13 protein-coding genes are annotated in these 13,568 nt (G+C 68.3%); 7 read left to right on the plus strand and 6 right to left on the minus strand.

Features of this window, described 5'->3' with window-relative positions:
• Positions 1-30 precede the first annotated feature (30 nt).
• The 3 genes from L978_RS11535 (at position 31) to L978_RS11545 (ending at position 3,815) form a co-directional block, all read left to right on the plus strand.
• Entirely contained in the window at positions 31-1,161 is a 1,131-nt protein-coding gene (locus L978_RS11535) for an aminotransferase class V-fold PLP-dependent enzyme (protein WP_047523209.1), read from the plus strand.
• A 158-nt stretch (positions 1,162-1,319) separates the two neighbouring features.
• A complete protein-coding gene (locus L978_RS11540) occupies positions 1,320-2,702 on the plus strand; it encodes a PhoH family protein (protein WP_047523210.1) in 1,383 nt (460 codons plus the stop codon).
• Positions 2,703-2,984: 282 nt separating this feature from the next.
• Positions 2,985-3,815, plus strand: coding sequence for an endonuclease domain-containing protein (locus L978_RS11545; protein WP_052193640.1), 831 nt, complete (start codon positions 2,985-2,987; stop codon positions 3,813-3,815).
• Between the two features lie 198 nt (positions 3,816-4,013).
• Here L978_RS11545 and L978_RS11550 read toward each other — a convergent pair whose 3' ends face one another.
• Genes L978_RS11550 through xseA form a run of 5 tightly spaced genes read right to left on the minus strand, consistent with a single transcriptional unit; the run spans position 4,014 to position 8,309 of the window.
• Complete coding sequence (locus L978_RS11550; protein WP_047523211.1) at positions 4,014-5,435, minus strand: class II fumarate hydratase; 1,422 nt, start codon at positions 5,433-5,435, stop codon at positions 4,014-4,016.
• Positions 5,432-6,106 carry a carbonic anhydrase gene (locus L978_RS11555; protein WP_047523212.1) on the minus strand — a complete coding sequence of 225 codons (675 nt, stop codon included), beginning with the start codon at positions 6,104-6,106 and terminating at the stop codon, positions 5,432-5,434. The genes L978_RS11550 and L978_RS11555 overlap by 4 nt, the downstream gene beginning before the upstream one ends.
• Positions 6,103-6,756, minus strand: coding sequence for a DUF4245 family protein (locus tag L978_RS11560; RefSeq protein ID WP_047523213.1), 654 nt, complete (start codon positions 6,754-6,756; stop codon positions 6,103-6,105). Before L978_RS11560 ends, L978_RS11555 begins: the two co-directional genes overlap by 4 nt.
• Positions 6,753-6,995, minus strand: coding sequence for an exodeoxyribonuclease VII small subunit (locus tag L978_RS11565; protein ID WP_047523214.1), 243 nt, complete (start codon positions 6,993-6,995; stop codon positions 6,753-6,755). Before L978_RS11565 ends, L978_RS11560 begins: the two co-directional genes overlap by 4 nt.
• Before the next feature lie 36 nt (positions 6,996-7,031).
• Positions 7,032-8,309 (minus strand): exodeoxyribonuclease VII large subunit, encoded by a 1,278-nt coding sequence (gene xseA, locus L978_RS11570; protein WP_047523215.1) that lies wholly within the window; start codon positions 8,307-8,309, stop codon positions 7,032-7,034.
• Between the two features lie 91 nt (positions 8,310-8,400).
• Between xseA and L978_RS11575 the strand changes: the two genes are divergently transcribed.
• From L978_RS11575 to L978_RS11590, 4 genes are all read left to right on the plus strand, one after another.
• Positions 8,401-9,453 (plus strand): 4-hydroxy-3-methylbut-2-enyl diphosphate reductase, encoded by a 1,053-nt coding sequence (locus tag L978_RS11575; RefSeq protein WP_372492651.1) that lies wholly within the window; start codon positions 8,401-8,403, stop codon positions 9,451-9,453.
• A 2-nt stretch (positions 9,454-9,455) separates the two neighbouring features.
• Positions 9,456-10,244, plus strand: coding sequence for an IclR family transcriptional regulator (locus tag L978_RS11580; protein WP_047523218.1), 789 nt, complete (start codon positions 9,456-9,458; stop codon positions 10,242-10,244).
• 258 nt (positions 10,245-10,502) lie between these two features.
• On the plus strand, positions 10,503-11,042 hold the full coding sequence (locus L978_RS11585; RefSeq protein WP_047523219.1) for a DUF6264 family protein: 540 nt from the start codon (positions 10,503-10,505) through the stop codon (positions 11,040-11,042).
• 30 nt (positions 11,043-11,072) lie between these two features.
• A complete protein-coding gene (locus L978_RS11590; RefSeq protein WP_047523220.1) occupies positions 11,073-12,323 on the plus strand; it encodes a hypothetical protein in 1,251 nt (416 codons plus the stop codon).
• 80 nt (positions 12,324-12,403) lie between these two features.
• Here L978_RS11590 and fbaA read toward each other — a convergent pair whose 3' ends face one another.
• On the minus strand, positions 12,404-13,432 hold the full coding sequence (gene fbaA / locus L978_RS11595) for a class II fructose-bisphosphate aldolase (protein WP_047523221.1): 1,029 nt from the start codon (positions 13,430-13,432) through the stop codon (positions 12,404-12,406).
• Between the last annotated feature and the right edge of the window lie 136 nt (positions 13,433-13,568).

Below are 13,568 nucleotides of genomic sequence, written 5' to 3' on the forward strand. Positions count from 1 at the left end.
CGATGCACGGCGCCGTGCCACAATGACGCAGTGAGCACTTTCCAGGACTACGTCGACACCTTCGACAATGAGTCCGGCTATCTGAACTGGGCCGCCTTCGGCCCGCTGTCGCCCTCCGTGCGCGAAGAGGTCTTCGCCGACGCCGACCTTCTCGGCAGTGGACGCCCGTCTTCACTGTCGCTCGTCGCCGAGCGGATCGGCCAGGCACAGGAGCTCGTCGCAGAACTCCTCGGCGGCGAGGCGGACGACGTCACGCTCCAGCCCTCGTCGACCCACGGGCTCATGCACGCCCTGTACGGGCTCAAGGGCGCCGTCATCGCGAGTACGGCGGAGTTCCCCAGTGTCAGTCTCACCGTGGAGCGGGCCGCATCGGCGTCGGACCGCGCCGTGACGCCGCGATGGATCACCCCCGCAGACGGACGCGTGACCACCGACGCCGTCGCCGAGGCGCTGGACGACGACGTGGTCGCGCTCGCCGTGAGCCACGTCGACTTCCGTACGGGCTATCGGGTGGATCTCGCGGCACTTCGTGAGCTCATCGGCCCCGATCGCCTGCTCATCGTCGATGCCGTCCAGTCCTTCGGCGTCATGGACGTCGACTACGGCCCGGCCGATGTCGTGGTGGGCCACGGCTACAAGTGGCTGCGCGCCGGGCGGGGCAGTGCCTTCGCGTGGTTCGCGCCGCGAGCGCGGGAGCGGATCACGCCCGTGCTCTCCGGGATCACCGGGACCACGGCGACCGGATTGTTCGTCGACGAGCTTCCGGCGCCGGCGGCATCGGCGCGGGCGTACACGGTCAGCCAACCGGACACGCTCGCCGCCGGCCGACTCGCGATCGGTGTCCGAGATGTGCGGGATGCCGGCGTCGCCGCGATCGAGGCGCGTCTCGCCGAGCACGTCGACACCGTGATCGAGATCGCCGATCGTCACGGCATCGAGGTGAGCTCGCCGCGGGAGCGGGGAGAGCGGGCGGGCATCGTCGCCCTCGAGCCGGACGAACCGGCGCGTCTCGCCGCTGCTCTCGCGAACGCGGGTCTCGCGGTGACGGCACGCGGCTCCTCGGTGCGTCTCGCTCCGCACGCGGGAACCGATGCGGCCACTTTCGAGCTCCTCGATGAGGCGTTGCACGCATTCGGCAACGAGACGTTCACCAGCACGTAACGAAATCCACTGGCGTGTCGGTGTCGGGTATGCGCCTCGCGGTCGTACGTTCTAGGCATCGGGCAAGGCGCCCGGTCGGGTCGGCCTCAGGTTGACGACTCGTGACCCCCTGGTCGACTCGTTCGAATAGCCGGGATTCCCCGGGTCGGGAGTGGGTCGTGACCACACGTACAGCGCAGCAGGCCACCAGCACCGCGCAGCAGTCCACCCGTAAGACGACGAGACGCACATCATCCGCGGAGCCTGATCAGGATCTGCGGACGTACGTCCTCGACACCTCGGTCCTGCTGAGTGATCCGCAGGCGTTCTTCCGGTTCGCCGAGCACTCGGTCGTCCTTCCGGTCGTCGTGATCACAGAGCTCGAGGGCAAACGTCACGACCCGGAGATCGGCTACTTCGCACGCCAGGCGCTGCGACACCTCGACGACCTGCGCATCGAGCACGGGCGACTGGACTTCCCGGTCGAGGTCGGAGAAGGGGGCACGCTTCGCGTGGAGCTCGCGAACACCGACTCCTCGGTCCTCCCGGCAGGCATCCGGCTCAGCGACAACGACACGCGGATCCTGTCCGTCGCCATGCACCTCGCGCAGGACGGGCAGGACGTCACGATCGTCTCCAAGGACCTCCCGATGCGCGTGAAGGCGGCATCGCTGGGGCTGCGCGCCGAGGAGTACCTCGCCGAGCAGGCCGTGGACTCCGGCTGGACCGGCATCTCGACGCTCGACCTCTCCGGCGACGACATCAGCGACCTGTACGAGAGCGAGGTCGGCATCAGCGAGGAGGCGCGGGGCCTTCCGGTCAACACGGGCCTGATCATCCACTCCGAACGCGGCTCCGCGCTCGGACGCGTCACCGGGGACGGCGAATACCGACTGGTGCGCGGCGACCGCGACATCTTCGGGATGCACGGTCGCTCGGCCGAACAGCGGATCGCGATCGACCTGCTCCTCGACCAGGAAGTCGGCATCGTCTCCCTCGGCGGTCGGGCCGGCACCGGCAAATCGGCGCTCGCGCTGTGCGCGGGTCTCGAAGCGGTGCTGGAGAGGCAGCAGCAGAAGAAGATCATCGTGTTCCGGCCGCTGTTCGCCGTCGGCGGGCAGGAGCTCGGCTACCTCCCCGGCGACCAGGGCGAGAAGATGGGACCGTGGGGGCAGGCGGTGTTCGACACGCTCGGCTCGGTCGTCTCCGGCAACGTCATCGAAGAGGTCATCGAACGCGGATTGCTGGAGGTGCTGCCGCTCACCCACATCCGCGGTCGTTCCCTTCACGACGCATTCGTGATCGTCGATGAAGCGCAGTCGCTCGAACGCAACGTCCTCCTCACGGTGCTGAGCCGGATGGGCCAGAACTCGCGAGTCATCCTCACCCATGATGTGGGCCAGCGCGACAACCTCCGCGTCGGCCGGCACGACGGCATCGCCAGCGTGATCGAGACGCTGAAGGGACATGACCTCTTCGGGCATGTGACCCTGACACGCTCCGAGCGTTCGGCGATCGCAGCCCTCGTCACCGAGCTCCTGGAGGGTGGAGAGCTCAGCTGACGACGGGCGACAGCGGATGCCGCGCGGAATGCCCCGCGGCATCCGCTGTCGTGTTCCGGGGACCGTGCGGTGGGGCAGGGACGGTTGCATGACGGACTTCCGGATGCATGACTGTTCGCCTGAGTGAGGTCATGCGGGTGTGCGATCCTCCGGCATCTGAGCTCTCGAAGAGCTCGTGCTTCCGCGGAGTCCTCTCCTGCACAGTTGCCGACCTAGCGCCGCGTCCCACCGCCCTCGGGATGGTGGACGAGAGGCGTCGTCCGCCGGGGTGAGGATGACACGATGATCGACGTTGTGTTCATCCTCAAGCACCTCGGGGGAGTCGCGCGCGGAACCACGCTCCAGGGATTCGGGTATTCGCGTTCACGGCTCTCCGCGGAGTGCAGATCAGGCCGCATAAGCCGCGTGCGACCGGGAGTGTTCGCGTCGGGGGAGGCGTCCGACCAGGCGATCACGGCGGCGGCTCACGGCGGTGCCCTCACCTGCGGGAGTGCGCTGCGTGCGAGAGAGGTGTGGACGCTGGAGGAGCCGACCCAGGTGCATGTCTGGATGGGGGTCGGCGGTCGGCGACATCACCCGCCGTCATGCGGTTGCATCGCACACTTCACCCCCGGTCGTATGGATCTCGGCGTCGCTCCGATCGACGTGGCGCTGGTGCACGCCTTCACCTGCTACGGAGCGGAGTTCTTCTTCGCCGCGTACGAGTCGGCGTGGAACAAGAGGATGTTGAGTGCTGCCGCGCGAGCGAGCATCCGCGCCAGGCTCCCACTGACAGCGCGTTGGCTCGTCGATTTCGCGCGCCCCGATGCCGAGAGCGGTCTGGAGTCCCTGGTGCGGCTGCGGCTCCACCTGATGGGCATCGAGGTGCATGTCCAGGTCGCCATCACCGGCGTGGGGCGGGTGGACTTCGTGATCGAGGGCCGGGTCATCCTCGAAGCGGACGGACGCGAGAACCACGCCGGATCCGCGCACCGTCATCGAGATCTCTTAAGAGACGCGAGGGCCTCCGACCTCGGCTTCGAGACGCTCCGTTTCGACTATGCGATGATCCTGCACTCGTGGGACGTGGTCGCGGCCGCGGTTCTGGCTGCCTTGGCGCGAGCGCGGGCGTGAATTCCGCTCACCTGCATGAGGTGCGAGCAGATGCATGACCAGCAGCGCCGGATGCTCATGCATGTGACGGCGGCTCATGCACCCGTACCGGGAACCAGGGACGGAGGACCGGAGCCCCGAAGTCGAAGCCCGAAACGGAGCCGCAAACCACGGATGCCGCGAGGAACGTGTCCTCGCGGCATCCGGAAATCGCTCGGATCAGCCCGGGTGGGTCATCGAGAGGAGGTCGAGCTTCTCGTCGAGCTGCTCGAGGGTGAGGTCGCCTCGCTCGACGTAGCCGAGATCGATCACGGCGTCGCGCACCGTGATGCCCTTCGCGACCGAGTGCTTGGCGATCTTCGCCGCCGCCTCGTAGCCGATGAGCTTGTTGAGGGGGGTCACGATCGACGGGCTCATGCCGGCGAAGGCGGCGGCACGCTCGACGTTCGCCTGCAGACCGTCGATGGTCTTGTCGGCGAGCACCCGGGAGGCGTTCGAGAGCAGGCGGATGGACTCGAGCACCGCCGTGCCCATGACCGGGATCGCGACGTTGAGCTCGAAAGACCCGGAGGCCCCGGCCCAGGCCACGGTCGCGTCGTTGCCGATCACTCGGGCGCACACCATGAGGACGGCCTCGGGGACCACGGGGTTGACCTTGCCGGGCATGATCGAGGAGCCGGGCTGCAGGTCGGGGATGTGCAGTTCGCCGAGACCCGTGTTGGGGCCGGAGCCCATCCAGCGGAGGTCGTTGTTGATCTTCGTCAGCGAGACGGCGATCGTGCGCAGTGCGCCGGACGCCTCGACCAGACCATCGCGGTTGGCCTGTGCCTCGAAGTGGTCCTTCGCCTCGGTGATCGGCAACTCCGTCTCGGACGCGAGCAGCGCGATGACCTTCTGCGGGAAGCCGAGCGGGGTGTTGATGCCGGTGCCGACAGCCGTGCCACCCAGGGGAACCTCGGCGACGCGGGGGAGGGCGGACTGCACGCGCTCGATGCCGAGGCGCACCTGGCGGGCGTAGCCGCCGAACTCCTGGCCGAGGGTCACAGGCGTCGCATCCATGAGGTGCGTGCGGCCGGACTTGACAGCGTCCTTCCACAGCTCCGCCTTCGCCTCCAGTGCGACGGCGAGGTGGTCGAGCGCGGGGATGAGCGTGTCGATGAGCGCCTGGGTCACGGCGATGTGCACCGAGGTCGGGAACACGTCGTTCGACGACTGGGAAGCGTTCACGTGGTCGTTGGGGTGCACGGTCGCACCGAGGATGCGGGTCGCGAGAGTCGCCAGCACCTCGTTCATGTTCATGTTCGACGAGGTGCCGGAACCGGTCTGGTAGGTGTCGACCGGGAACTCACCGTCGTGGGCACCCGAAGCCACCTGGTCGGCAGCCTGGGCGATCGCGTCGGCGATGGCACCGTCGAGCGTGCCCAGCTCCTTGTTGGCAAGGGCGGCGGCCTTCTTGATCCGGGCGAGCGCGGCGATCTGCGTCGACTCCAGACCCTTGCCCGAGATCGGGAAGTTCTCCACGGCCCGCTGCGTCTGCGCCCCGTAGAGCGCGTTGACGGGCACCCGCACCTCACCCATGGTGTCGTGCTCGATCCGGTAGCCCTGCGAGCTCTCGCCGCTGCGCTGGTCGTTGTCGGTCATTCCGAACCCTCCTTGGTCACGGGGCTGTTCCCCTCGGTGTCGATGCCGACCGTGATCACCGGCGTCGCGGTGCCCTCGGCCAGACGGTAGTTCGCGCCGACGAGGCCGAGACGACCTTCGGCGACGGCGTTGCTGATGATCTCGGAGGACTGCAGCAGGTCGTTCACGGTGTTGCGGAGGTGCTCGCGTCCGACGAGCTCCGAGTCGATGTCGGCGACCGTGCCGCCGCCGCTCTCGGCGAGGACCTTCCGCGCGGCGGGCACGATCGGCGCGACGAGCTTCCAGATGTGCGGCGGCAGGGGAGCGGCATCGATCGCCGTCCCGTCGATCGCGGCGCGGACCGCTCCGCACGAATCGTGCGCGAGGACGACGATCAACGGAACCTCGAGGACGGCGACCGCGTACTCGAGGCTCGCGACGATCGACTCGCCCATGACCTGACCGGCGTTGCGCACGACGAACAGGTCGCCGAGACCGAGGTCGAAGATGATCTCGGCCGCCAGGCGGGAATCCGAGCAGCCGAAGAGCGTCGCCACGGGGTGCTGCGCCGCGGCGAGATCCTTGCGGCGTACCACGTCCTGGTTCGGGTGCCGGGGCTCGTCCGCGACGAATCGACGGTTGCCGTCCAGCATCTGCTGCCAGGCTGCGGAAGGAGTCAAGGGGTGCGTCATGAGGCCTCCGAGAGTGAACGGATCTGTGGGATCAGCGACTCCGCGAGCTCTGCCGTGGAATCGGGCGAGCGCGAGCCGTAGAGCAGGATGTAGTCGTCGCCGGCCTGGGTGCCGATCGCGTAGGTGACGTTGGCGTTCGAATCGGCGTTGCCCGGCTCGTAGACGTCCCAATCGCGGCCGCCGATGCGGACCGTGTCCGTGGGGGCGATGCCGTTCAGGCGCTGCGGAGCCCAGGACGCATCGGCGTCGAAGGCCTGAGCGACCTTGATGAACCCGCGTTCGTCGTCGGCGGACGGGGCCAGCGTGACCTCCCAGACGACGGTGGCGCCGCCGAGCAGCTTCGCGCTGTTCGCCCGCCAGAAGTCGCCCAGCTCGGGAACGAGCACGGGGCTGTCCATCGTGGATTCCACACCCGCGGCGATGCCGGCGACGTCGATCGGCTCGGGCTCGACCGGCTCCCCGCGGGGGACGGCGAGGATGATCACGGCGACCACGGCGACCGTCACGAGGAGTGCTGCGATGAGGTTCCGGAACGTCTGACTCGAGCGATACGCCTTGCTGGAGGCGGCCTTGCGCGCTGCGGTCTCGTCCGGCGTCTCCGGGCGACCCAGCTCCGCGATGATGGGCGGCTGCTTGGTCTGCTTGCTCATGACTCCGCGCCCGAGGTCTCGGTGGTGGATGATGCGGCCCTGGCCTCTTCCAGACGGCGCTTCGCGCCCAGGAGCCATTCCTCGCACCGGGCGGCCAGCGCCTCGCCACGCTCCCAGAGCGCGAGCGAGTGCTCGAGGGTCGGTGACCCCTGTTCGAGTTCGGCGACGACCTTGACGAGCTCGTCACGGGCTGCCTCGAACGACAGCGTGTCCACGGGGGTGTCGTTGAGGGCGCTCACTCCTCCATCCTACGTCGTGCGGCGTGGCGCTCCGGCTCAGCGGGACTCCGGGATCTCGCCCTCCGAACGCGCAGCGACGGAGCCGCGATCGACGGTGATCGTGAGGGCGCTGCCTGCCGGGGCATCGGCGGCGTCGCGCAGAATCACGCCGCCGTCGAGGTGGGCGATCGCGTAGCCGCGCGCGAGCGTGGCCGCGGGGGAGAGCGCGCGGAGGGAGGCACGCAGCTCCCCGGTCCGCCGACCGGCGGAATCGATCTCCCGGGTCACGGTGTCGCGCCCGCGCGAGAGCAGCAGCCACAGCTCTTGGGAGCGGGCGTCGATGATCGGATCGGGGGAGCGCAGGACAGGGCGCGAGCGGAGCTGCTCCAGCTGCGCGATGTCGTGCGAGAGGCGCTGGGTGAGGCGCGTCGTCGCGCGCGAGCGCAGCTGGGCGATGAGGGCACGTTGCTCACCCACGTCCGGCACGACGCGTTTCGCCGCATCGGTCGGCGTCGATGTGCGCAGGTCGGCGACGTCGTCGAGCAGGGGATGGTCGTTCTCGTGTCCGATCGCGCTGACGACCGGGGTGGAGGCAGCGGCGACGGCGCGGATGAGTCGCTCGTCGCTGAAGCCGAGGAGGGTCTGCGGATCGCCGCCGCCCCGGGCGATGATGATCACGTCGACGTCCGGGTCGGCGTCGAGCCGTGCGAGCGCGGCGAGGGTGTCCGGCACGCACCGGTCGCCCTGGACCGCGGCATACTCGGTCCGGAACCGGACCTGGGGCCAGCGGAGCTCGGCGTTGCGGTGCACGTCCTTCTCGGCGTCCGACCGCTCACCCGTGATCAGCCCGATGACGTGGGGGAGGAAGGGCAGGCGCTGCTTGCGGGCGGGGTCGAACAGGCCCTCCTGTCGCAGCTGGACACGGAGCTTCTCGAGGCGTTCGAGCTGATCGCCCAAGCCCACGTGCTTCATCGCCGAGACCGTGAAGCTGAAGTCTCCTGCCTTGACGAAGTAGTCGGCTTTCACCGCAGCCACGACATGATCGCCGATGCCGAGGTCGGAGGGGATGCGCCCACGAACGCTCGACCACACACGGATCGAGATCTGGGCGTCGGACCGGGTGTCCTTCAGGCGCGCGAACACGTTGCCGGCACGCACATTCCAGGAGGTGATCTCCCCTTCGACCCAGACCGTGTTCCAGCGCGCGATGAAGTCGCGGATGGTCGAGTTGAGGCGGGTGACCGAGGTGGGAGCGTCGGCCGTGGAGTCGCGCGGGGCGACGGAGTCGGCGGGCGGAGTCTCTCCCTGTCCCGTCGTCGCTTCGAAGACTGTCATCCGCTCCCGCTCCCGTCTGGAGTCTCCCCGGCCCCGCACAGCTGTGCGGCGGTAGAATTCAGGGGTGACTTCGACTGCCGTTCATCTTCCCATTCCCCGTCTCCCTCGAGTGCGGGCGGCGGCCGGGCGGCTTCAGGATAACCCGGTGGTCGGACGCAAGCGGGTCCTGCTCGCCGCACCGCGCGGCTATTGCGCCGGTGTCGACCGCGCCGTGGTGGCCGTCGAGAAGGCGCTGGAGCGCTACGGAGCGCCTGTATACGTGCGCAAGCAAATCGTGCACAACATCCACGTGGTGACGGAACTCGAGGAGAAGGGTGCGATCTTCGTCGAAGAGGTCGACGAGGTTCCCGAGGGCGCACACGTCGTGTTCAGCGCCCACGGTGTCTCCCCGGCGGTCGTGAACGCAGCATCCGACCGCGGCCTGCACGCGATCGACGCCACCTGCCCCCTGGTCACCAAGGTGCACCGGGAGGCCGTGCGCTTCGCGCGGGACGATTTCGAGATCCTGCTCATCGGCCACGACGGGCACGAAGAGGTCGAGGGTACGGCGGGAGAGGCTCCCGAGCATGTCACGGTCGTGAACTCACCCGAAGAGGCCGACACGGTTGTCGTGAAGGATCCGAACAAGGTCGTCTGGCTCTCACAGACCACGCTCTCGGTCGACGAGACCATGGAGACGGTCAACCGTCTGCGCACGCGCTTCCCTGAACTGCACAATCCCCCGTCCGATGACATCTGCTACGCCACGCAGAACCGCCAGGTGGCCATCAAGAAGGTCGCTGCGGGCGCCGACCTGGTGATCGTCGTCGGGTCGTCCAACTCGTCCAACAGCGTGCGCCTGGTCGAGGTGGCCCTCGAATACGGCGCCAAGGCCGCGTACCGGGTGGACTACGCCGAGGAGATCCAGCAGGAGTGGCTCGACGGTGTCGAGACCATCGGGGTGACCAGCGGGGCGTCCGTCCCCGAGGTGCTCGTGCGCGAAGTTCTCGACGCGATCGGCGACGCCGGCTACCGTGACGTCGAAGAGGTGAAGACGGCCGAAGAAGATCTGATGTTCTCCCTCCCCAAGGAGCTGCGTCAGGACGCCGCGGGGAAACGCGACGAGCGGGCGCTCGGCGGTCGCGCAGCTGGAGGAGGCGCGTAGCGTTGAGCGCCGCGGAGGCGGAGCCCACCCTCATCGGGTCGGTGCAGCGCGCTCTGCGGTTGATCGACATCGTCGCGAACTCTCCCCGTCCGCTGCCTGCCAAGATGCTCGCGGCGATCACGGGGTTAACGCCGGGCACGACCTGCAACCTCGTTCGCACCCTGGTCCATGAGGGCTATCTGAACGCCGAACCGGACGGGCTCGTGCTCGGTGCACGATTCCCCGCCTTCCAGCAGCAGGTCGATTCGCGGGGCGTCTTCCTCGCACGCGTCCGTGCGGCTCTTCGCGACGTGACGGAGGTCGTGGGAGCCACCGCCTACCTCTCCCGTTTCCACGACGGTGAGATGCACCTCGTCGACATCGTCGATGCGGTCCGCAACCCGCGCGTCGAGCTGTGGGTGGGGTTGCAGTCCAGTGCCCACGCGACGGCGCTGGGCAAGCAGATCCTCGCGGACCTCCCGGATGACGAGAGACTCGACTACCTGTCGCGACATCGCCTGGAGGAGCTCACACCGCGCACGATCAGCGATCGCCGGACCCTCTTGACGCAGCTGGAGCACTCCCCGGGGTGGACGGTGGATCAGGAGGAGTACGCGATCGGCGCGACGTGTGTGGCCGTGCCGGTGATCGCGCCCGGGGTCACCGCCTCCTTGGCGATCTCCCTGCCCACGGACCGCGCCGTGGTGGACCGCGCGCTCGTCACGACGCTGCAGCGCGAGGCGCGGCGATTGTCCCTGCAGCTCGGCGCCGCTTCTCTCGATGGCGATGCAGGCCCGGAGTTCACTATCTGAACAGAGACCCCTGGTGCCGCGGCATGCGTTTTCCTATGATCAGGGGAGTAGCGCCATACGAGATCGCTACTGATCGTCCGAGCGTCCCCAGCGCAGGCGGTCACTATGGATGAGAAGCGTCCCCAGCGCTTCACGTCCGCGGCCCCGAGGAGTCCCCACTTCTCCGGGGCCGCTATCGTCTCCGGGTGTGATGCGGTGTCACGCCGTCCGGCCGCCTCGCTGTGAGCCGTGCGAAGCCGGGACGGTTAGCATGGCGGGATGACCGATCAACGTCCGCAGTACGGCGAACTCGCAACGCCGGAGGAGCAGCGCCGAGCCGCCGGCTTGCCGCCGCTGGACGAGGTCGCCGTCGCGCCGCCGACGCCTCCTGTCGCACCGACCGCCGCCGCTGCGTCCCCGGCACCGGGTGATGGCTCGACCCCGCGTCGGCGCCCCGTGGATCGGCTCGTGACGATCGCGCTTCTCGCGTACGGCTTGGTGAACGTCATCGTCACGGGACTGTCGTATCTCGACCTTCCGAACGTGATGAACGAGACCATGAGGATCCTCGGCATCGACGGGGAGTTCACGAACTTCGCGCAGGGACGCACGTGGGGCACGATCGGTGCGATCGTCCTGGCCGTCGGGTGGGCGATCACGGCTGCGCTCTCCATCCGCCGCCTGCGTCGCGGGCGTCTCACGTGGTGGCTCCCGATCGTGGGTGCGATCGTGACGGGGATCATCGTCTCGATGTGCATCGCCGTCCCGATGATGAGCGACCCGGCGTTCACGGCCTACCTCACGTCGGTCGGGCCGTAGCGGCGGCCGACGCCCCGGTACTGTCGAAGGATGCTTCAGAACAGCTTCGGCGTCCACATCTCTTCTGCGTCCGTCGATCGCGGCGACGGCTCCGACCCTCGGTCGCTCGCGCACGACATCCTGGCCGGCCTGCGGGTCCCCGCGGGCGTGCGGGATGCGGAGGACGAGTGGGATGATGATTCCGCCGCCCTGCTCGCGATCCCGGTGACGGACGATGGGCATGTGCTGACGCTCACCGAGGAGGACCGGATCGCGTCGACGCTCTCTGCCGCCGACCTGCGCGAGGCCTTCCGATCTCAGGGGCTCACGCTGTGGCTGGAGGACGGCACCGATCCTGACGACGACGGAATCGACGCCGAAGACCCCGAAGCCCCCGAAGACCTGGAAGACGAGGAAGACCTGGAAGACGAGGAGCTCGACTCGGATACCTTGCCCTTCACCCTCCCCACCGTGCAGGTCTGCGCCTTCTCACATCGGGGTCCCGCCGTCGCGCGCCTGCTCTCGTCGATTCGTCGGATGGTGGTGGATCACCAGGAGTCCGGGGAATGGTCTCTCCAGCAGTTCGAGACCTCGGAGCCGACGGGCGATTGGACCACCTCCCGGGCGGAGCTGCCCGTGATCGAGCTGAACCGCGTCGACTCCGACGCCTGGATCGAAGTGACGCCACCGAAGGGAGGCCCGATCCCGTTCTGGATCGATGCCGAGCGCGGCACCCGACCCGTTCTCGACATCGAAGCCATCCGTATCCCCGCGACGGCGGAGATCTGCCGACGGCTGCTCGCTGAGGGGGACGGAAGCCGTGATGAACTCCTCGAGCTCGCCGCGATGGTGCGGCTCGATGTGGATGCGGCCCATCGCGCGCTGATGCCGGAGTCGCTGGGGGGAGTGGTCGGTACCGAAGCTCGTCAGCGTGCGTTCCTGGCAGCGTTCGGGATCGCGCCCGACTTGATCGACGCCGCATTCGGCGGTCAGGCCGCGCGTCCGAACCGACGGTTCCTTCCTCTGGGGCCGTGGGCGACGGTGCGGGAGACGGCCATCGCCGGCGTCGGAGAGTTCACGGCTCTGACCCGTCGGGACCGACCCCTCGCGCGCCTCGGAGAAGCGATTCGGCGGCGGCCGGTGGTCGGGATCGCGCTGGCACTGGCGGAGTTCTCGGCCGGAATGTGGCTGACCTCACGGACGCGCGGAGGCGGCAGGTCGTTCGGTGTCCTGCTCGTCGTGGACGCGCTGATCGATGTCGCGATCTGGATCACACGCATCCGTCGCGGACGCCAGGGATAGGTCGTCCGGCAGCCGGACCGGCCCCCAGACGAGAGATGCCCCGGCCGTCGCGGCCGGGGCATCTCTTTCGACGCGGAAGGTCAGCTCTGGGACTGACCGTACGAGCCGAGCTGACGGGTCGACTCCACCACGCGGGCGGCCATCGCCGTCTCCGCGATCTTGCCCCAGGCACGCGGGTCGTACTGCTTCTTGTTTCCGACCTCGCCGTCGACCTTGAGCACGCCGTCGTAGTTCTTGAACATGTAGTCGGCGATCGCGCGCGTGTACGCGTACTGCGTGTCGGTGTCGATGTTCATCTTGATCACGCCGTTGGCGACAGCCAGCGCGATCTCATCATCGGTCGAGCCGGACCCGCCGTGGAAGACCAGATCGAGCGGCTTCGCGCCCGTGTTGTACTTCGCCGCGACCTGCGCCTGGATCTCACCGAGGAGCTCCGGGCGAAGCTTCACGCCACCCGGCTTGTACACACCGTGCACGTTGCCGAACGTGAGGGCGGCGATGTACCGGCCCTGCTCGCCGAGGCCGAGCGCCTGCACAGCCTGGTCGACGTCGGCGAACGTGGTGTAGAGGGCTTCGTTCGAGCCCTCGTGCTGCACACCGTCCTCTTCGCCGCCCACGACGCCGATCTCGACCTCGAGGATGGCGTTGATGTTCTTCATGCGGGGGAGGAGGTCCTTCGCGATCTCGATGTTCTCCGCGAGGGGAACCGCCGAGCCGTCCCACATGTGCGACTGGAAGATCGGGTTGCGTCCGGCCTTGACCTCTTCCTCGGAGGCGGCGATCAGCGGCTCCACGAAGCCGGCCAGCGCGTCCTTCGGGCAGTGGTCCGTGTGCAGAGCCACCGTGACCGGGTAGTTCTTCGCCACCTCGGTGGCGTATCGGGCGAACGCGAGCGCACCGGTGGCCCGGGCCTTGACGGTGTGGCCGGCGAAGTAGTCGGCACCGCCGGTGGTGACCTGGATGATGCCGTCGGAGCCGGCCTCGGTCAGCCCCTGGAGGACGGCGTTGATCGTCTGCGAGCTCGAGACGTTGAAAGCGGGGTATGCGAAGCCGCCGGCCTTCGCGCGGTCGAGCATTTCGGCGTACTGATCCGGGGTGGCGACGGGCATATGAACTCCTGCGGTAGGTGAAGCCGGGACAGGTGCCACTCTATCGGGGCGCATACGGACTTGCCGCAGACGTGACGGGGCGCGGGCGGCCCAGCTTCTGCGGTGACGTTAAGAATCGAGATTCCTTCGTTGTCGC

This window comes from Microbacterium sp. ZOR0019, from assembly GCF_000800925.1.
Classification (GTDB): Bacteria; Actinomycetota; Actinomycetes; order Actinomycetales; family Microbacteriaceae; genus Microbacterium; species Microbacterium aurugineum.